The organism is Microcoleus sp. AT8-B5 (genome assembly GCF_036705565.1).
Taxonomy (GTDB): Bacteria; Cyanobacteriota; Cyanobacteriia; order Cyanobacteriales; family Microcoleaceae; genus Microcoleus.
In genome coordinates, this window is record NZ_JAUBUY010000009.1 from 84487 (window position 1) to 104891 (window position 20405).

Genomic DNA, 20405 nt, shown 5'->3' on the forward strand with positions numbered 1-20405 from the left:
CTCTTAAGTGTTGACAGTAATTTTTTTGGCTCCGACGGTAGCGGTTGCTACACCCAACAACAGCACCGCAGCACCTGCGAGTACCGCCGGCGCCGGCATTTCCCCAAACAGCAAATAACCCAACCAACTCGCCGCCACCGGTTCAAACAAGATGGCAAGAGTTACCAGAGTTGGGGAAATCTGCATTACAGCCCAGTTCAAAATGGTGTGGCCGACTAACTGAGGCAAAGCTGCCGTTAACAAAATATAAAAATATACAATGTCGGGGTAATTAGTATAAGTAGTGCCGAAGGCGAAGGGGAGAGGCAGCAGGACGATCGCAGCAACAGTATAGGCGATCGCGATATAGCCACCAATTCCCAGTCCCTGGCGCTGAGCTTCCCGGCCCAGCAGCAAATACAAGCTGACAGCCCAGGAACCAGCCAGAGCCAGGAAATCGCCCAGCAGTTGGCTGCTGCCAGCATTAGCTGCGCCCGCACTTCCAAGGGCGATCGCCATTCCCCCAGTCAGGGCTATAGTAATACCAGCGATCGACATTTTGCTGAGTTTTTCGCCGAACCAGAAACGCGACAAAAGCGCTACCCAGACAGGATTAGTGGTGACAAGGGCTGTCGAGGCGGCGATCGAAGTATAAGAAAGTGAGGTAATCCAGAGGGCAAAATGCAGGGCGAGACACAAACCCGCAGCCGCAGCATAGCGCCGAGCTCCCGGTTGCAGGGTGTTCCACTGAATTTTTCGCCAAGCCGGAAGCAGAATTAAAGCAGATAAAGTCAGACGAGAGGCCGCGAGTACCAGACTGAAACCCAAACCGCCCGCCCCTGCTGAAAAGTTAGCCAGCCGAATTAAGATTGATGAAGTTGAGACGGCTAAAACGCCGATAATTAACACTAGGGCGATCGACCAATTAGGCGTTTGTTTCGGAAGATTCATTTTTTAGGCATTGGGCATTGGCTAAACAGGGCATTGGGAAAATTTACAAAGCAATTTTCGCACAAATTATGAATAATTTCTCTTCTCTTCTTCTCCTCTCCTCTTCTCTCTTCCTTCGCGTCTTAGCGCTAACGCGCCGCATCGCTAACGCGCCTTCGCGGTTCGTTAAAAAAGCCCGATCGCCAAATGAAAAATTGCTATACTCAAGAAATATTAACCTAGAGCGCGCCTAAAATTACCTGACCTCTGTTATAGTTTCAATATCGCAGTATGGGCAGGGCGGGTTTATGAGATTGTAGATTATGGGCAATTATTGTTGGCGAACCCGCCCCTACAAAAATTAACATCACACAAGTCCGAATCATCTCGTTTCCGGTTGCATCGGTATTGTTCAAATGTCCAAACAGTTAACTGTTAACAGTCAACAGTCAACAGCTAACAGTCAACAGTCAACTGTCATTCCGGTTGAACCGGAATTGATATTACAATTTATAACTATCTATGGCTCCTACAGTTTTGATTACAGGCGCTTCTCAAGGAAGCGGCAAAGCAACAGCAATTTTATTTGCAAGTAAAGGTTACGATGTAGTTATGGTAGCTCGCCAGCCAGAGAGATTGGCAGCAGCAGCGGCTCAAGTGCAGCGAGAAGGCACTTCCGCTGTTGCTATTCCGGGGGATGTTGGCGACATTCAACAAGTGCGGGCGATCGTCCAAAAAGCCCTAGATACCTGCGGCAACATCGATGTTTTAGTTAACAATGCTGGCATTTGTCTCACCGGGGCGATCGAGCACACTACCTCCGAAGACTGGCAGCAATTAATGAATACCAATTTTTGGGGATGCGTTAACACAATTCAAGAAATGTTGCCACATTTTTTGGAACGAAAAACCGGGACAATCGTCAATGTTGGTTCAATTGGTGGCAAAATGCCTTTGCCTCAAATGACTGCTTATTGTGCCAGCAAATATGCAGTAACAGGTTTAACAGAAACTTTGCGATTGGAATTAGCGCCTCAAGGTATTCACGTTTGCGCCGTGCATCCGGGCCTGATTAACAGCGATTTTTTAGAAAGAGCTCAATTTCGCGATCGAGACGAACCCGCAGTCGAATCGCGCCGCCAGCAAATGAGCAAAATGCTGAAATCTGAGTGGGCAACTCAGCCAGAAGATATTGCTAAAGCTATCTGGGATGCTTTGAAAAATCAGCGTGCAGAAGTTACCGTCGGCCCTGCTTTTTTGGCATCGGAAGCTTATCGGTTATTTCCCGGTTTGATGCAGTGGGCAATGGGAAATGGCAAGTTATGAGACTAATTGGTAATTGCTATAGCAATCCTAAATGATTTGTGTAATTCTTGTAGGGGCAACCCCCCCGTGGTTGCCCCGATGCAGGCTGGGGTAGGCACTATTAGCACTACCCCTAAATATTTTTACAACTGATGCGAGGATTGCTATAATTGGTAATTGCTAATTGGTAAGGTGCGCCACAAGCACCCGACAAATTATTAGTAACGCGCATCATTTCTAGGGGTATGTTCACCTGAATATATACAACTAAAGAAAGAGACTGTGAAAGTCGATCGAGCACTATAATGGCAAACAAACCAGGAAATACACCATGCAAATCAAAGCACTTGCAGTTACAAAAACAGGCGGATTGCTTGAAGAATACAAATTCGATGTCGAACCTCCAAAAGTACATGAATGTATTATCAAAGTTTTAGCCTGCGGCATTTGTCACTCTGACTTGCACATGATTGACAATGACTGGGGTCAATCAAAATATCCCCTCGTTCCGGGCCACGAAGTTATCGGAGAAGTGGCAGAAATAGGGCCGCAAGTGACTCATTTAAAAGTGGGCGATCGCGTTGGTGTCGGCTGGCAAAGGTCGTCTTGTTTGCAGTGCCACGACTGCTTGCGCGGTAACGAAAATCTCTGCGATGAAAACCAGGGATTAATTGTTACAGGGCCGGGCGGTTTTGCCGATTATTTGATGGTAGATTCCCGCTTTGCTTTTCCTATTCCCAAAGGCATCGATTCCAACGTAGCGGGGCCGCTGTTGTGCGGCGGAATTACGGTTTACGCCGGTTTGCGAAATGCGGGGATGAGTTCTGGGCAAGAAATTGGCATTCTTGGCATCGGCGGTTTGGGACACATGGCGGTGCAATTTGCCAAAAAATTAGGCAACCGAGTTACAGTTTTTACTACTTCCCAAGATAAGGCAGAATTTGCACATAAAATGGGGGCGGACGAAGCTATTGTAGTAGGAAAAGGCGAAGTTCCTCAAGCCCCCAGCAGCAAATTAGATATTTTGTTGAGCACTGTTCCTGCTTCTTTAGATTGGGTTCCGTACATTGATTTTCTCGATTCTAACGGTGCGCTTGCTTTTGTGGGAGTTCCCGACGAACCTTTGAGCATTCCGTTATTTTCGCTGCTGGTAAAGCAACGCCGAATTGTGAGTTCTCTCATCGGCGGTCGCGCTATGATTAATGAAATGCTGGCAATTGCAGAGAAGTTTGAGATTGAGCCAATTGTTGAAGTTTTTGCGATCGCACAAGCGAATGAAGCAATGCAGAAAGTCCGGGACAATCAAGTGCGCTATCGCGCAGTTTTGACGATGAGTTAGATAATGGGTAATGGGTAAGGTGCGCCCGGTCGCACCCTACTAGAGATATATAAGCAACGAATTAAAGCAAAGAATTAGCATTAATAAAACGATCGTTTAAATCGGCTGGGGTCACATTCAAAACAGTACCCAACAACGCATTAGTAAAACCAAATCTAATATTAGTAGCTTCCACACGGCCGTTGCCATCGGGATCGAGACTTCGCTGGGAAATGCCACCCTTGGCTAACAAACTCGTTCCCCCCGCTATAGTTGCAGGATTGATCAGCAGCAGTCTCGGATCGTTCAAGCTATAGCTTACCTCTTCCAATGATATATTGCTGCTGGTAAATGCCACACTAATGCCAATCGAATCGCTAGACTTATCAAAATCCACAATTACCGCGTCAGGAACTTCAATTCCAACTACTCGGATTCCCGCTTGATCGACTCTAAAAACAAATACATCATTCCCTGCACCACCTTGGTAAATATCCACATCTCTGTCGCCAATTAAAGTATCATTACCGTCTCCGCCCACTAACAAATCAACACCTTGTCCTCCGCGCAACAAATCATTTCCCGCACCCCCATCAAGGAAATCGCTATTTCTATCTCCTGTCAAGAAATCGTCGCCAGTTTCTCCCAAAACATCGTCATCATCTTTGCCGGCGTAAATAGAATCATTGCCGACACCGCCTAACAGACTGTCTTTACCATCGTTGCCGAAAATCCGTTCTGCATCTGACGATCCCCTGACAGTATCATTGCCGCCCACCATCCAAAGTCCCCCAGGAAAACTAGCAAGTTGTCCTGGTGCAAGTGTAATATTTTCAGGAGAATTGTCTCCTACCAAACGAGAGATGCCTGAATTATCTGGGGTGAGTACCATAGTTGTAAACTTTGTGCGATGTGATTATGGATATTTTGCAATATTCTACAGTTTATTAGGGTGCGCCAGAACACAGTTACTTCCTGACTCGCGATCGAGCAATGGCTGGCGCACCCTACTAGATAGCTCGATCGCTCCATCTTGACACAAGCCTGATGGAAATACCCTAGATTAAAATAAAAGTTAAAATTTGAGCCGATGCCAATTATCTTAGTTGAAGACTTGAGCAAAGTTTATCCAGTAGCGATTAAAGAACCGGGACTTAAAGGAACAGTGCGACACTTTTTTAGTCGCACTTACCGCAATATCAAAGCAGTTGAGGGCGTCTCTTTCAGTATTGAACCGGGGGAATTCGTGGGGTTTCTCGGCGCTAACGGTGCGGGCAAAACTACTACGCTGAAAATGCTGACGGGTTTGATTTATCCGTCTGCGGGTACGGTGAGTGTGTGCGATCGTACTCCTTTCCGTCGCGAAGCCGATTTTCTGCAAAAAATCACCTTAGTGATGGGGCAGAAACAGCAGTTAATTTGGGATTTACCTGTGCTTGACTCTCTGCGAATCAATGCCGCTGTCTACGGCATTCCCGATGCAGATTATCGACGGCGAGTCGGAGAATTAACAGAGATGCTGTCACTAGAAGGCAAGTTAAATCAGCCTGTACGAAAGCTTTCTTTAGGCGAACGCATGAAAGCTGAATTGATGGCGGCGCTGCTGCACCAGCCGGAGGTATTATTTTTAGATGAACCGACTTTAGGTTTGGATATAAACGCACAGTTTAGCGTCAGGCAATTTCTGCGAGAATATAACGAGCGCTATCAAGCAACGGTGCTGTTGACGAGTCATTACATGGCTGACATTACGGCTTTGTGCAAGCGCGTTTTGTTAATCCATGAAGGGCAATTAGTTTATGATGGCAGTTTAGACGGATTGCTCGACAGGTTTGCACCTTATCGGGAAGTTCAGGTAAAATTAGCTAAGCCGCTGGAAAAAGATAGTGCTTTTGCTTACGGCGAGGTAGAATCTATTGAGGGACAATCGGTACGATTTTTGGTGAAAAGGGAAGAGCTGACGGTGAGCGTGGCGAAGATTTTGGCGGAGTTAGAAGTGATAGATTTGACTGTTACCGATCCGCCAATTGAAGAGGTAATTGGTAGAGTTTTTCGCACGGGAAAAGTGTAATGTTTTTGGCTGGGTTGATTCTCCATAGCAGGCAAGATATCTGTTCCACTAGATTTTCAATGTTTTGTGGAACGGGCATCTCGCCCGTTGCTAAAACAGAAAAATTGAACAGGCAAGATGCCTGTTCCACGAGAGTTTCAATATTTTGTGGAACGGGCATCTTGCCCGTTGCTAAAACCGTTGCTAAAACAGAAAAATTGAACAGGCAAGATGCCTGTTCCACAAGAGTTTCAATATTTTGTGGAACGGGCATCTTGCCCGTTGCTAAAACAGAAAAATTAAATCTAGAATTGATATGAACAGAATTGTGAGAATTGCTAAAACTTTGCTAGTTACCTACTACGCTTATATGCTCGAATACCGGGCGGAGTTGTTTTTGTGGGCGCTGTCGGGAGCTTTGCCGTTTATCTTGATGGGTGTCTGGATGCAGGCGGCCGAAACTGGTCAATTTGGGCTGAATTCGATCGACTTTGCTCGTTATTTTCTAGCGGCTTTCATTGTCAGGCAAACAAATGTAGTTTGGGTGATTTGGGAGTTTGAAAAGGAAGTAGTCCAAGGCAGGCTATCTAATAAATTGTTGCAGCCTCTCGATCCCGTATGGCACCACTTCGTATCTCACATTTCCGAAAGGTTTGCGAGGCTGCCGTTTGTATTGGGATTAGTGCTGCTGTTTTTTGCACTTTACCCGCAGGCTTTTTGGCTGCCAAGTTTTGGCAGGTTTTTGCTGTTTTTGCTGGTTATCGTCTTGGCTTTTTGCTTGCGGTTTATTATACAGTATACCTTTGCGCTGTTTGCTTTTTGGCTGGAAAGGGCAAGTGCGATCGAGCAATTCTGGTTTCTAATTTACCTGTTTTTATCGGGACTTATCGCGCCACTAGAAGTGTTTCCCGCACCCGTGCGCGAAGTAGTTTTGTGGACGCCGTTTCCTTATTTGATTCATTTTCCCGCTTCTATCTTGATAGGATTACCCGTAGATTTAGGCCGCGGTTTGTTGGTAATGTTGGGTTGGAGTGCGGTGTTTTTTGTGTGGAATCGCTGGCTATGGCGGCAGGGTTTGAAGCAGTATTCGGGCATGGGCGCTTAAATAATAATTAAGAATTAGAAAACTGTAAGGTGCGTCACAGTAAAAATATTAATCGTTTTGTCAAAAAGACTTACTTGACGCACCCTACTTAACTGTGGAGTAAATCTAAAATCTAAAATCTAAAATCGACTAACGCACCCCACTTAACTGTGGAGTAAATCTAAAATCTAAAATCTAAAATCTAAAATCGGTCGATCGCACATATCATGCAAAAATGCAATCGGAAGTATTCGACAATTGCATAAATCTCCATTTTTTGTATCTATAAGTACAAAAGTTTATAATAAATTCTTATATTAATTAACCCAACGACTGATAAACGGGATAAAATAGATTCTCATGACAGCCAAAAAAAACCTCATTGTAATCGGCAATGGCATGGTAGGTCACAAGTTCCTGGAGTTAATGGTGAGCTCGGATGCTGCCAAACACTGGAATTTAATTACTTTTTGTGAAGAACCGCGCGTTGCTTACGATCGCGTAAACCTCAGCGGATTTTTCTCTGGCAAAACAGCGGGAGATTTATCTTTAGTTGCACCGGGATTTTATCAACAAAACGGCATCCAGATTCACATTGGCGACAAAGCAGTCGCCATTAATCGGGAACAAAAAACAGTCTCTTCAGCCAACGGTTTAGAAGTTCCCTACGACAAAATTGTTCTCGCGACCGGTTCCTCTCCATTTGTGCCATCAATTCAAGGCAAAGACGCTACAGGAACTTTTGTTTACCGGACAATTGACGACCTGGAAGCGATGTCCGATTACGCTAAAAATTGCAAAACAGGTGTAGTAATTGGCGGCGGTTTGTTAGGTCTAGAATGTGCTAATGCTCTGCAAAATATGGGCTTGAAAACTCACGTTGTTGAGTTTGCCTCGCGGCTGATGCCCGTGCAAGTTGACGAAATTGGCGGGGCAATTCTCCGCAGCAAAATAGAAGATTTGGGGGTTTCGGTTCATATCAGCAAATCTACCACAGAAATTGTCAGTGAAGATGGCAAAGTTACTAAAATGCTGTTTGCTGACGGTTCGGAATTAGCAACAGATATGATTGTGTTTTCTGCTGGCATTCGGCCCCGCGACGAAATTGCCAGAAGTTGCGGTATAGAAGTAGGTGAACGCGGCGGCATTTTGATTAATGATAGCTGCCAAACCTCCGATCCTGACATTTATGCGATCGGAGAATGCGCCCTGTATCAAAATCGCATCTACGGCTTAGTTGCGCCTGGGTATACAATGGCAAGCGTAGCAGCAGATATTTTGAGCCGTGTAGCGGATGACGGACAAGATGCCCGTCCCACAAGCACTTTTACAGGTGCGGATATGTCCACTAAACTCAAATTATTGGGAGTGGATGTCGCTAGTTTTGGAGAGCCTTTTCCCAAGTCGGGCGATGCTAAAGAAATTGTTGTCACTGACACATTCCAAGGCATTTACAAAAAATTAGTTTTAAATCAAGACGGCAGCCGAATTTTAGGCGGAATTCTCGTGGGAGATGCTTCGGGTTACGGCACTTTGCTGCAATTCATGCAAAATGAAATTGCTCTGCCGCCGCATCCCGAAGATTTATTAATGCCACCGCGAGAAGGGGGAGCACCGGCGGGTTTTGGAGTTGACAGTTTGCCGGATTCTGCTCAAATTTGTTCTTGCAATAATGTTACCAAAGGGCAGATTTGTGCAGCGATTCGCGAGCATAATTTAACCGATGTTGCCAGCGTCAAGAAATGCACTCAAGCGGGGACGGGCTGCGGCGGCTGCGTGCCTTTGGTGACGGATATCTTCAAGGCGGAGATGAAGAAAGCTGGGTTTGCAGTCAAAAATAATCTCTGCGAACATTTTGAATATTCTCGTCAAGAATTGTACCATTTAGTGCGTTCTCAAGAGATTAAAACCTTTGAGGAGTTGATTGAAAGACACGGCAAAGGTAAGGGCTGCGAAATTTGCAAGCCTGCTGTTAGTTCGATGCTGGCTTCTACTTGGAATGACCATATTTTAGAGAAGTCTCACGTCGGTTTGCAAGATACGAACGATTACTTTTTGGCAAACATTCAGCGCGACGGTACTTATTCGGTGGTGCCACGAATACCGGGGGGAGAAATTACGCCGGATAAGTTGATTGTTTTGGGTGAAGTTGCCAGGGATTTTGGGCTTTATACTAAGATTACTGGCGGGCAACGGATTGATTTGTTTGGAGCTCGTGTGGATCAATTGCCGCATATTTGGCGGCGGTTGATTGATGCGGGATTTGAGTCGGGACACGCTTACGGTAAGGCTCTGCGTACTGTAAAATCTTGTGTTGGTAGCACTTGGTGCCGCTTTGGGGTGCAGGATTCAACGAGTTTGGCGATCGAAGTTGAATTGCGGTATCGTGGTTTGCGATCGCCCCACAAGCTCAAATCTGCTGTCTCTGGTTGCACTCGCGAATGCGCGGAAGCTCAAAGCAAGGACTTTGGGATAATTGCGACAGAGAATGGTTGGAATTTGTATGTGTGTGGCAACGGCGGTATTAAGCCACAGCACGCGGTTTTGCTGGCGACGGATATCGATAAGGAAACGCTGATTAAGTATATCGATCGATTCTTGGTTTTCTACATCCGCACCGCCGACAGATTGGAACGCACTGCTACTTGGTTGAACAAACTTGAGGGCGGAATTGAATATTTGAAACAGGTAATAATTGAGGATTCTCTGGGCATTTGTGCTGAATTAGAAGCGCAGATGGAACATTTAGTGAATACTTATCAATGTGAGTGGAAAACGACGATTGAAGACCCACAAAAGGTGCAGCGATTCCAGCATTTTGTGAATTCCGATTTGCCCGATCCGAGTATTGTTCGTGTTGCGGAACGGGGACAAACGCGGCCGGCTAACGAACATGAAAAGGCTCTGGCTGGAGTTTCGGAATAACCCATATAATCGGGTTTCCAAGCAGAGCCTAGGAAACCCGGAGATCCCCCCTAGCCCCCCTTAATAAGGGGGGAACAAGAACACTAGATTGAAGTAAATTAATCTCGTTCCCAGGCAGAGCCTGGGAATGAAGTCCCGGAGGCTCTGCCTCCTCTAACCGTAAGCCAGAGCCTCCTTCCGCGAGGCGAGGCAGAGCCTCGAAACCTACGTTCCCAGCCGGAGACTGGGAACGAGATTGAAGTAAAATAACAGGAAAAGAAAATGGTTCAATCATTACAAGTTTCGGATACTGTGACTACTTGGGTAGATGTGTGTTCTCTGGATGCGATCGCCCCTTATACTGGAGTTTGCGCTTTAGTTAAAGGCGAACAAGTGGCGATTTTCCGAGTGGGAAACGGGGATGAAGTTTATGCGCTTAGCAATTATGACCCGTTTAGCAAAGCTTTTGTTTTGTCGCGGGGAATTGTGGGCGATCGCAACGGCACTCTCAAAGTTGCTTCTCCCATTTACAAACAAAACTTTAGTCTGACTACCGGGCAATGTCTGGATGATGAAACGGTAAAGATTCCTACTTTTGCGGTTCGGGTTGTAGCCGATCGCGTCCAAGTAGCTGTTAGTTAGATTCAGCGGCTTAATTGTTCGATCGCCATCCGCCACCACCTAACATTTCTGTGGGTGCTGGCGGATTTTGCATTAGGGCCCTCCCGACTCAGTATTTTTCGTATAAAATAGAGTCGATTGGCTCCATACTCCACGCTCGCTCAAAAAAATCTCAATTAATATCCGAGCTGATGCGAGGATGGTCAATGCAAACAAACTTAAGGGGCAGGGTATCGGTATGTTGTTAAAAAAACTTGTTTCCGAAAATAATCCCCAGATTGTAGCAGAGTTAATCCATGCCCAACTCCAAATCGGTCAACTGACTTGGGGCGAACTCAACATACAAGTTTTCGGCCAGCACTGGCGGGACGAATCTTTGCACGAAGTCCTCAGAGAAATTGCAGCTAAGCTCGACAAAGAAACAGCGAGCCAAATTATAGAATATCTCACAGATCAGAACGGTCAACAAGAAAAATTTATTAATTTGTTTTTAGCAGCGCAATGCTTGTTAAAAGTTGAAAATGATATTAATAAAAAAACCGAAAAAAAACTGTTAAACGCTTTAAAAAAGTTATCGCAATACGGCACGGGTTTCCTGATTCTTTATCAAAGCGCTCAAGAATTGCAGGAAACTTATCAAATTCGCAATCGATCGATCGCCGCGATCGCCCAAACTTGGAAAAACGACCCGCAAACCCTGCCCTGGCTGAAAATACTCGCTCACTCCACCGACTGTGGCGAAGTCCGATCCACAGCAGTCGAAGCAATAGCCCGTGGTTGGCCAGATCAGCCAGAAATTTACCTGATGCTCAAAAACCTCGCCAAATCAGATCCAAGCTGGGCAGTGCGATCGACCTGTGCGCGAGAAATGGCTTGTGGTTGGCCCGACACGAGCGATACCTTGCCGCTGCTGAGTGCCCTGGCTATGTCAGATCAAAGTCCCGCAGTCCGCACCGCAGCACTCGAACAGTTGGCCTCTAATTGGCCCGATCGCACAGATACCTTGCTGCTGCTGAGAACCGCCGCCGAATCCGACGAAAATTTGGGAGTGCGAGTCTGTGCGTGGCAAGAAATAGCCAGAGGTTGGCACAGCCTTTTAGGCACGGCCTCCCTGCTCAAAAACCTTGCCCAGACAGGAAGTTCTATCCTGCGAACCGTAGCGGTGCGGGAGTTGGCAGCGGGCTGGCCCGCCGCAGCCGACCTTTGCCTGCTGCTGAAAACCCTAGCCGAATCCGACAGCAGCAGAGAAGTGCGGACAGCAGCCTTAGAAGAATTGGCCTCGCACTGGCCCGACGAACCAGACATTTACCCGCTGCTGAAGACTAAAGCCGAGTCCGACGCGAGTTCCAGCGTCCGGCGCTCAGCAGTGCAAGCAATAGCCTCTGGCTGGCCAGGGAACCCCGAAACTCTGACTTTTTTGAAAAATATAGCATTGGGCGATCGCGACGCCGACCTGCGAGAAATAGCCCTACAACAGATAGCCGCAGGTTGGCCCGATCACCCAGAAACCCTGCCCCTGCTGCAAAAAATAGCTGATTCCGAGGATTACTGGACTGTGCGGCAAGTAGTAGTGGAGGCTGTCGCCGCACTGGCATCAGGCAGTCTCGAAATCTTTGGCTGGTTGCAAAATCTCGCCGCGTCTGACAGACACCTGAACGTCCGAGAAACTGCGGTGGCAGAGATCGCAAAACGCTGGTCTCATCGGGGCGAGACGCTGCCTTTCCTCAAAAGCCGGGTCGAGTATGAGCATGATTCTCACCTGCTGAGCGTGCTGGTGCGATCGATCGTGCGGGGGTGGCCCGACGCCCCGGAAACCTTGTCTTGGCTGAAAATTCAGCTCGATTCTGGGGAAGCGCTAGTGCGGGAAGCGGCGGTGCTTGAACTCGCTTACAACTGGCCAGACAATCCTGAAACTTGGATGCTGCTGGAGGCTAAAGCAGAGGGCGATGAGAGTCCCGCTGTCAGGCAAATCGCTTTGCAAAAGTTAGCGCGCGGGTGGACAAATCAGTCTCAAACTTTCGAGTGGCTGAAAATTAGAGCTCAAAAAGATCAAGATTCGCAGGTGCGGGCGATCGCCCTGGTAGAGTTAATGCGGGGATGGAAAGATGAGCCGGGAATGTTTGAGTTTTTGCGCGATCGAACTTTGAGCGATCCTGACAATCAAAACGGTTCTTTTCCTTACAATCCCAGATTTACAGCACTCGAAGCTATTATCGAACATTATCCCGAAAATCCGGGAGTTGTGCCCTTGTTGCGATCGCTTGCAGTTTCCGACGCAGAAGAGCAAGTGCGGGCCTTAGCGGGTCGCCGGCTACGCAGCCAAGACTGGTAAGTAGAAACAATCCTTTAGACACCTCGGAAAATTCATCATGCCTGCTCTTCTTTCTGGAGTTTGAGGAGGCTCCAACTTTAGGCGTTTAGTGCATAACTTGTCTTCGTTGCACTCTTAACATTGTTTCAGTATATCATTCCGCCGCAGCCGGAAGAGATATTAACAGTTAACACTGGGACTAACTCAAACGAGTGACACTCAAATGAGTGACACTCGAAAAAGTGACTGTGCATCCACAAATCCCACCAGTTATACCTGAAATATCAAACACCAAAACTTAACTGTTGAGAGGAAGCACATTATGTACACCGAAGAAAGAAGCTTGAACAATGAAACTATGGCTCTCGTCGCCGATAATACTGCTCAATCAACTCTGGCATTTGCTGAAACCACGGGAGTAAACAAACCCACTTTACAAATGGGTTCAACAGGTCAAGCTGTCAAGGAACTACAACAGCTTCTATATCATTGGGGTTATTATTTTGGCCCGATTGACGGTATCTTCGGTGTCCAAGTTCAAAACGCCGTCAAAGGCTATCAACACCGCGTCTTTTTAAAAGAAGATGGGATTGTCGGCCCTATCACTTGGGAAGCACTATACTCTGGTGCACCTGTGAATATGCCGGTCGTCATGAAGGGCAGTTCTGGTAATGCTGTTAAAATAGTTCAGAATGTCTTGAAAATCAATGGATACTATTTCGGATTTATTGACGGATTCTTCGGGCCGATGACCGATGTAGCCGTGCGACAATTGCAACTGAGCAAGGCTTTACCGCAAGATGGAATTGTCGGCTATAGAACTTGGCACGCCCTCAGCAAGTTACCGCACTAATAACGGGTTGGATTCATATCAATTCCGGTTGCACTCCTCCGGAATTGTTGACTGTTGACTGTTTAGTCGGAAGCCAAAAACTCAATGTTTGAGTGTTAACTATTGACTCGATTTTCTTATTTCGAGGCAACCGCAAACTATAAGATGACGTTGGTTATTGGTATTTTGATCCTGTATGAGGAATGAGAATTAAATAACTTCCACTCTTGAAAGTGGGATGGGCGGGACGCCCATTCTTTTTGGACGGGCGGGACGCCCATCCCACAATAACAATTAAAATTGTAAGTTATTTAATTCGCGATCCTGAGTTTGTTTCATTTATCTTGACAACTTAAGCAATATCTAAAGGAGTAAATGTGATGGCTACTAAATTCAAGAGAAGAATTCTCTCAATTGATGGTGGCGGTATCCGAGGTATTATTCCTGCGATCGTTCTCAACTACATTGAAGAGCGCACAGGAAAACGCATAGCAACAATGTTTGATTTTATTGCAGGCACTTCAACAGGAGGAATTTTAGCACTGGGTTTAACTAGAAAGAACTCAGACTCTAGCATCAATCGTGAGCCAGAGTATACCGCTGCCGAACTTGTAAATTTCTATCGCAAGTATGGACAAAAGGTTTTTAATCAGAATATTCCAATGTCTTTTGACGAGTTGCTACAACCCAAGCACAACCCAAAAGGTAAGCAACAAGTTTTAAAGGATATTCTAGGTGAAGCTAAGGTTGAAGATGCCTTACGAGAAATTTTCATCCCCAGCTATGATATCGAACTGAGAGCACCAGTTTTTTTTACAAGCAATCCGGACGCAGAGGAATGCGACAGTATTCATAGCCGCAAACTATGTAGTGGATTCAAAATGTGGGAGGCAGCCATGGCAACTTCTGCTGCACCGACATTCTTTCCACCCTACGAACTCGAAACGGCACATACTACCGATGAGGGACATTACGCTTTGGTAGACGGTGGAGTTTTTGCAAATAATCCTGCTTCAATTGCAATGATGGAGGCAATGATTTCTTACAAGAAAAAGACTGATGAAGAACTACACCGTAAGGATACCCTTGTTGTTTCTTTGGGTACTGGCTCAGTCACCAGGAGGTATAAGTATAGAGACGCCAAAAATTGGGGACAAATCAAATGGGCGCTTCCCTTACTTAACGTTGTTTTAGATGGTCAAAGCGAATCTGTTGCGTTTCAGCTTCAGCAGCTAATGGTGAGTAAAGGAGACAAAGATAATAACCGAAACTACTATCGTTTTCAACTTCAATTGAGTAGCGATAATGGTCAAGACCAAATGGACAACGCAAGTCCCAGTAATATCGATCACCTTGAGGAGCGAGGTGAAAAACTGATTGAACACAGTAAGAAAGATTTGAATGAGTTGTGTAATCTTTTGAAGGAGGAAACTGAACTATATTCTAATCAACCGGACAGTTAAATCGAGATCCGGTTGGAGGATTTTTAATGGGGGTAAGATTTTGTGTGTATTCATGCCCACAAAAGGGCATCCCAAACCGCACGGCTTCCCCCATTACCGAAGAGCGATCGCACTCCGAAGCCGTTTTCTCCCACCTGAGCAAATGTTCCCGAAAAACTTGGTATTGCTTGGCAGTAATGCACGATCGCTGGCAGTTTCCGACACCGACGAGCAAGTGCGGGTATTAGTCGCTCTCCGGCTTTAAGTGTTCACAATTAACTGTTAATAATTGAGCAAAAGAGCGATCGCAAACCGCACCGCTTCCCCCATCATCGAACCGCGAACGCGATCGGACGCCGTTTTCTCCCACGCGAGCAACTGTTCGCGAAAAACTGGGTCTTGCTTGGCGCGCTGCACGATCGCCTGACTGATGACTTTCTTTTGAATCTGCTCTGTCGGGATACCTTGCTGCTTCAAATAATCCAACAGCCGCTGCACGCTTTCGGAGAATTTATCCGGCGTCTGAGACATCAAAATAAACGAAATTTGGCGCACCATTCGCTGGTAGATTTCCTGTCTTCTGAGCAAAGCCTCCTTGTGACTCGCCTCCGCATTGTTACTAGGAACAGCCAAGTCGAGCAAACTCAAAATTTCAGCACCTTTGGCTAAAACCTTTTCCAACATATCTGGATAAAGCTCCAAAATGCGATCGCCCAAAATCTTGCCGTTTACCAAACGGTTCGCGCTCAGCCGCAGTAAACTTTGTTCTCCCGCAGAATCAAAAAATTGAACGTTGAATTTGAGTTCGTGGCTTTCCAACTCCACCCGACGCAGCGTAAAAACCAAAGCCTCCCAATTAGGAGATTCATCAAAACACACCTTGACAATAGAACTGTCCTCTTGATGCTGCCGCCCCAATTCCCCCGACTCAAAATCGCGATCGACCGGAAAGCGATTGGCCGCAACTTTGGCAGTATAATCAAACTCAGTAAAAACATAGCTGCAGTCAACTCTCGACAGATCGACATCTTGAACTTGCCAATTTTGAATGCAGCAACCCGTAAGCTGCGCCCCCTCCAAATTCGTCCGAATCAAACGGCACTCAATCAAACAAGCTTCTCTTAAATCCGCCTCACTCAACATCGCATCCATCAAATAAGCGCCACTCAAATCAGCTTTCCGCAAATCAGCACTTCGCAAATTAGCTTCGCTCAAATCAGCTCGCAGTAAATACACTCCTTGCAGGTTAGCTCGCAGCAAAAGCGCCTTCTTAAAACTCGCTTTCAATAAATAAGAACCCGCCAGATTAGCTCGACTCAAATCAGCGTTATCCAGCACCGCCTCAGTCAAATCCGCCCCCGCCAGCACAGCTCGGTGCAAGTCAGCGCCCGTCAGATTTGCCGATCGCATTTGAGCGCCATTCAAGTCAGCTTCAATCAAATTTACACCGCTCAAAATTGCCGATCGCAAATTCGCTTCCACCAAATGCGCTTCCCGCAAATTAGCACCCGTTAAATTAGCACCAACAAGACTGGCGCGGTTGAGATTCGCCTCCATCAATTCCGCCTCCATCAACTTCGCGCCGTCGAGTTTAGCCCCAGCCAAATTAATTTGGTCAGATTTAACTCCTTGAAGATTAGCACCGCCCAAATCCGCTTCGGGGAACGCGGCCCAATTGAGTTCTGCGGCTTCCAAACAAGCAAGGCGCAAATCCGCTTTAGCAAGATTTGCCCCGCTCAAATTTGCCCCGCTCAGATTCGCCCCAGCCAGCCCCACACTGCGGAGATCCGCGCGCCGCAAACAAGCCCCTATCAACTTGGCATTGCTCAAAAAAGACCAGCTCAAATTAGCACCGGTCAAGTTAGCACCAGTGAGGTCTATTTCTCGCAGGTTAACACCGCTTAAACTAGCGCCGCTAAGGTCAATGTGACCAAAGTTGCGCTCTCCCTGTTGATAGCGCTGTAAAAATTCTTGTGTTTGCATTCCGCAGATTGGGGGGCTGGCAATTTAGCTGTTTTAGGACGCGCGGGTCAATCGATTTTAGATTTTAGATTTTAGATTTTAGATTAAAGCATTGACCCCACAGATAAATACGTTCGCCAATTTTCATCGGATACAGGTTTTTTATTTCTGGACGGATGAATCACGTGGCGGGTATCCTGGATGCGAGGGGGTCAATAACTTGAACTGTAAGGTACGCACGGAACACGAGCGGGCTAAGCACGGGAACACTACTCCTACTACTTACTGTAATAACTCATGTCCTCCGGGCGATCAGTGCGTACTTTACCCCTATAGATGGCAGTTCAAAGGATTTGGTGCGTAACTTCTATTTCTACTACCAGTTTTACAGACTTTTGTAACTTCAAGTAGCCGAGTTCATATCTAATACGCTGGGAGCATCTTATATTTGGAAAAATACTTCTTCTGGCTCCTTCCTTCTTCCTGTTTTCTTCTGCCTCCTGCCTCCAAACTCCTGCCTCCAAACTCCAATTTTGGGCTTGGTTGCTTTCATTGAGATGCTCCCCATACACTGCCCCGCCGGAGAGTGTTTTTACCTAAAGCGCTGCAATTCTTGCTGTAAGTGTTTTCCCCATTTAGTCGCTAGAGGAATTTCTGTAAAAGGAACCTGCACCGCAGCAGCATCTTTCAACAAAAATTCGAGGGCGATTGGACTTCCCGAATTCGGCGGCGACTCTAAATCAACTGCCTGAGAGTTGACTAACAACCGCAGCGACTGCACGTCTTTTAAAGAAAAAGTTTGCAAATTTACAGGCCCGCTGCGAGTAGGTTTTCCCCAAGTTAAACAGTCTTCTTGCTGACCGAGTACAGCATAAATATCGTACTTGGCTTTAGCGAATTGTTCTGCCCAGACGCGATACGCTTCCAGCTTTTGATACTCGTTCCACCCTGCCCAAGCCAGCCCGATAAAGATTGCCAGCAGGGGCAGCCACATTAAACCTCTTTCCATGCAATACCCTTGTTGAAAATACTCGCTTGTTCTGTTTCTCATCTTCTCTAATGATACAATTAATTGAACTCCTAAAACTTGCTCTGCAATTTAAACTAGAAATTAGAGCAATTTTTGATCGAGCAACAGCCACAGCCGAAAAATACCAAACGCCCGCGTGCGAGATATCCACAAGCCACAGCAAGGAAAACTGGCGCGGGCAGTGAAAATTGGGTTATTGTGGTGAACACGCCTTCCCTAAACGGACGATCGGCAATGAAAAAGTTTTTCCTTCTGTGCTTATTTTTAATCGGGCTCGGCTGGGCGATTTCTAATTTCCCAGGACTTGCTACTCAAGGCACTTACGACTCGATTGTGCTGGATTTCCGCGAAGATTTGGGTGCTGCTGAGATTGCGAAAGAAGTAAATGCGATCGCCCAACAGTACCAAGTCGCACCGCAACTCAACAGCGAATTCTCAGCGGCAGACAATGTATATGTAGTTAAGGGCGATCGCACTTTGCTAAACGCCCTGAGAAAATCAAATTTGGCTAAAGATACCGAATACATTGAACCGAACTACGTCTACAGCGCTTTCGAGATTCCCAACGACCCCATGTATACCAAGCAGTGGAATCTCCGCAGTATCAATGTAGAATCTGCCTGGAACGAAACCAAAGGCAGCGGCACAACAGTAGCGATAATTGACACGGGTATTACTCCAGTCGCTGACTTAAAAGAAACCAAATTTGTACCGGGCTACGACTTTGTAAACGATCGCGCCGAAGCCTACGATGACAACGGCCACGGTACTCACGTCGCTGGTACTGTCGCCCAATCAACTAACAACAATTACGGCGTTGCGGGCATCGCCTACGAAGCAGCTTTAATGCCGCTAAAAGTGTTAAGCGGCAGCGGTGGCGGCACGGTTTCCGACATCGCCGAAGCAATTAAATTTGCTGCTGACAACGGCGCAGATGTCATCAACATGAGTCTCGGTGGCGGCGGTGAAAGTCAGTTAATGTCCGAGGCGATCGACTACGCCCACTCTAAAGGCGTTGTCATCATCGCAGCCGCCGGCAACTCCGGCGACAGTTCCGCTTCCTATCCCGCCCGCTATCCCCACGTCATCGGCGTTTCCGCCCTCGGCCCCGACGACGAAAAAGCCTCTTACTCCAATTTCGGCGCAGGGGTTGACATTGCAGCCCCCGGCGGTTCTGAAATGGGCAAGATCCTGCAAAGTACGATCGACCCGGAAACCGGCGCCGAAGTCTTTGAAGGCTACCAAGGCACTAGCATGGCTTCTCCCCACGTTGCAGCCGTTGCAGCCCTTGTCAAGGCTTCCGGCATCACAGAACCAGACGAAATTCGCAGCGTACTCTTGCAATCCTCGCGAAGTGTCACTGAAGATCCGTTAAACCATTTTGGTTCAGGACACCTAGACGCAGCCGCAGCAGTTCAGCTAGCCCAGCGCGGACAAATCAACTTCCGCGATTTCTTCCGCTGGCTGCGCGATAACGGCTATCTCAACCCCCGCTTTTGGATTGACGGCGGTGCAGTCGCCCTGTTGCCTAAAATTGCAATGGTGCTCGGTTCTTACCTGCTGGCTTTTTTTATGCGGAATTATTTTCCGTTCCAGTGGACTTGGGGCTTTTCCGGCGGCTTGATTGCTGGCAGTTCTGGGTTCTTTGGGCTGCGAAATCTGTTTGTATTTGACTTGCCGCAGTGGCCGCTGCGGGTGATGGGCAGTTCTATTCCCGAACTCGGCGGCGCAATTAATGGCAGCAGTATGCTGAATCCCTTTTTTGCTAGCGTTTTGATTCCTGGGTTTTTGATTGCTTTGCTGTTGGGACATCAACAGTGGAAGTGGATCGCGATCGCAATTTCGATCGGCTTTGCTAGCAGTTTAGCGGTGAATGCTTTTGTGTCTCCCGCAGTCTGGGGATTGGGCACAGGTTTATTATCACAAACATTCTTGATTGTCAATGCTTTTCTGTGTTTCGGACTGGCGCGTTTAGCAATTAAAACAGAGGTGCGATCGGCATGAGTATTACTGTCAAAGGCAAAATTGAACGCAAAGGATTAGGCCCGGGCACTTGGGCTTTGGTTGGCGAAGATGGGGAAACTTACGAACTTAAGAATGCTCCTTCTGAGTTGAAAAAAGCTGATTTGAAAGTCAGTGTCAAAGGTGAAGTCCGCAAGGATGTGATGACTTTTGCTATGATCGGCCCGGTGCTTGAGGTGCAGTCTTTTGATGTGTTGTAGGTCGATCGACTAATCCAGCTTTCGAGCAAAAAAAACCCCGGCCAAAATTGGCTGGGGTTTATTAATCAGGGTGCATCTTTATTTACTTTCCAGTGGCTAGGACGATGTTCGGGATCAATTTGATTTTTAACCGCCGATGTACGCAGATTAACGCGGATAATTATTGATTTATTGAAATTTTGTGGTTTTGACTGCAATACGAAAAAAAAACCCGGCCAAAATTGGTCGGGAGTTAATTAATCAGGGTGCATCTACTAATTTAGTCTCCGGTTCGAGGTGCACCTGTTCGGGACATTTTGGGAAAATTTGGGGAAATTCGTGGTTTGGGGTGCGATCGCCAAAAAAAACCCGGCCAAAATTGGTCGGGAGTTAATTAATCAGGGTGCATCTACTAATTTAGTCTCCGGTTCGAGGT

17 protein-coding genes are annotated in these 20405 nt (G+C 46.9%); 12 read left to right on the plus strand and 5 right to left on the minus strand.

Going from position 1 to position 20405, the window contains the following annotated elements:
• Positions 1-3: 3 nt before the first annotated feature.
• Positions 4-930, minus strand: coding sequence for a DMT family transporter (locus tag QUB39_RS08695; protein WP_333209525.1), 927 nt, complete (start codon positions 928-930; stop codon positions 4-6).
• A gap of 501 nt (positions 931-1431) precedes the next feature.
• On the opposite strand from QUB39_RS08695, the gene QUB39_RS08700 reads away from it, so the two are divergent.
• The gene (locus tag QUB39_RS08700) at positions 1432-2235 is read left to right on the plus strand and encodes an SDR family oxidoreductase (protein ID WP_333209527.1); all 804 of its coding nucleotides are present in this window, start codon (positions 1432-1434) and stop codon (positions 2233-2235) included.
• Between the two features lie 112 nt (positions 2236-2347).
• Here QUB39_RS08700 and QUB39_RS08705 read toward each other — a convergent pair whose 3' ends face one another.
• Positions 2348-2530, minus strand: coding sequence for a hypothetical protein (locus tag QUB39_RS08705; protein WP_333057415.1), 183 nt, complete (start codon positions 2528-2530; stop codon positions 2348-2350).
• 15 nt (positions 2531-2545) lie between these two features.
• Here QUB39_RS08705 and QUB39_RS08710 point away from each other — a divergent pair, with 15 nt between their 5' ends.
• The gene (locus tag QUB39_RS08710) at positions 2546-3553 is read left to right on the plus strand and encodes an NAD(P)-dependent alcohol dehydrogenase (protein WP_333057417.1); all 1008 of its coding nucleotides are present in this window, start codon (positions 2546-2548) and stop codon (positions 3551-3553) included.
• A 61-nt stretch (positions 3554-3614) separates the two neighbouring features.
• Here the strand turns inward: QUB39_RS08710 and QUB39_RS08715 are convergent, their stop codons facing one another.
• Complete coding sequence (locus QUB39_RS08715) at positions 3615-4424, minus strand: calcium-binding protein (protein ID WP_333057419.1); 810 nt, start codon at positions 4422-4424, stop codon at positions 3615-3617.
• 198 nt (positions 4425-4622) lie between these two features.
• Here QUB39_RS08715 and QUB39_RS08720 point away from each other — a divergent pair, with 198 nt between their 5' ends.
• The 8 genes from QUB39_RS08720 to QUB39_RS08755 all read left to right on the plus strand — a co-directional run bounded on the left by QUB39_RS08720 (position 4623) and on the right by QUB39_RS08755 (position 15024).
• Entirely contained in the window at positions 4623-5603 is a 981-nt protein-coding gene (locus QUB39_RS08720) for an ATP-binding cassette domain-containing protein (RefSeq protein ID WP_333057420.1), read from the plus strand.
• A gap of 295 nt (positions 5604-5898) precedes the next feature.
• Positions 5899-6687 (plus strand): ABC-2 family transporter protein, encoded by a 789-nt coding sequence (locus QUB39_RS08725; RefSeq protein ID WP_333057421.1) that lies wholly within the window; start codon positions 5899-5901, stop codon positions 6685-6687.
• A 339-nt stretch (positions 6688-7026) separates the two neighbouring features.
• On the plus strand, positions 7027-9591 hold the full coding sequence (gene nirB, locus QUB39_RS08730; RefSeq protein WP_333209531.1) for a nitrite reductase large subunit NirB: 2565 nt from the start codon (positions 7027-7029) through the stop codon (positions 9589-9591).
• Between the two features lie 261 nt (positions 9592-9852).
• The gene (gene nirD, locus QUB39_RS08735) at positions 9853-10212 is read left to right on the plus strand and encodes a nitrite reductase small subunit NirD (protein WP_333057424.1); all 360 of its coding nucleotides are present in this window, start codon (positions 9853-9855) and stop codon (positions 10210-10212) included.
• A 217-nt stretch (positions 10213-10429) separates the two neighbouring features.
• Positions 10430-12523: a HEAT repeat domain-containing protein gene (locus tag QUB39_RS08740; RefSeq protein WP_333209532.1), complete on the plus strand. Its 2094-nt coding sequence runs from the start codon at positions 10430-10432 to the stop codon at positions 12521-12523.
• A 301-nt stretch (positions 12524-12824) separates the two neighbouring features.
• A complete protein-coding gene (locus QUB39_RS08745; RefSeq protein ID WP_333057426.1) occupies positions 12825-13355 on the plus strand; it encodes a peptidoglycan-binding protein in 531 nt (176 codons plus the stop codon).
• Positions 13356-13714: 359 nt separating this feature from the next.
• The gene (locus QUB39_RS08750) at positions 13715-14797 is read left to right on the plus strand and encodes a patatin-like phospholipase family protein (protein WP_333209535.1); all 1083 of its coding nucleotides are present in this window, start codon (positions 13715-13717) and stop codon (positions 14795-14797) included.
• Between the two features lie 26 nt (positions 14798-14823).
• On the plus strand, positions 14824-15024 hold the full coding sequence (locus QUB39_RS08755) for a hypothetical protein (protein WP_333373815.1): 201 nt from the start codon (positions 14824-14826) through the stop codon (positions 15022-15024).
• Between the two features lie 34 nt (positions 15025-15058).
• Here QUB39_RS08755 and QUB39_RS08760 read toward each other — a convergent pair whose 3' ends face one another.
• Together QUB39_RS08760 and QUB39_RS08765 are read right to left on the minus strand one after the other, a co-directional pair.
• Complete coding sequence (locus QUB39_RS08760) at positions 15059-16759, minus strand: pentapeptide repeat-containing protein (RefSeq protein WP_333057429.1); 1701 nt, start codon at positions 16757-16759, stop codon at positions 15059-15061.
• Between the two features lie 571 nt (positions 16760-17330).
• A complete protein-coding gene (locus tag QUB39_RS08765) occupies positions 17331-17747 on the minus strand; it encodes a hypothetical protein (protein WP_333057452.1) in 417 nt (138 codons plus the stop codon).
• 255 nt (positions 17748-18002) lie between these two features.
• Here QUB39_RS08765 and QUB39_RS08770 point away from each other — a divergent pair, with 255 nt between their 5' ends.
• Positions 18003-19772, plus strand: a complete 1770-nt coding sequence (locus QUB39_RS08770; RefSeq protein WP_333209555.1) for a S8 family peptidase — start codon at positions 18003-18005, stop codon at positions 19770-19772.
• On the plus strand, positions 19769-19990 hold the full coding sequence (locus tag QUB39_RS08775; RefSeq protein WP_333057430.1) for a hypothetical protein: 222 nt from the start codon (positions 19769-19771) through the stop codon (positions 19988-19990). The genes QUB39_RS08770 and QUB39_RS08775 overlap by 4 nt, the downstream gene beginning before the upstream one ends.
• Positions 19991-20405: the final 415 nt, after the last annotated feature.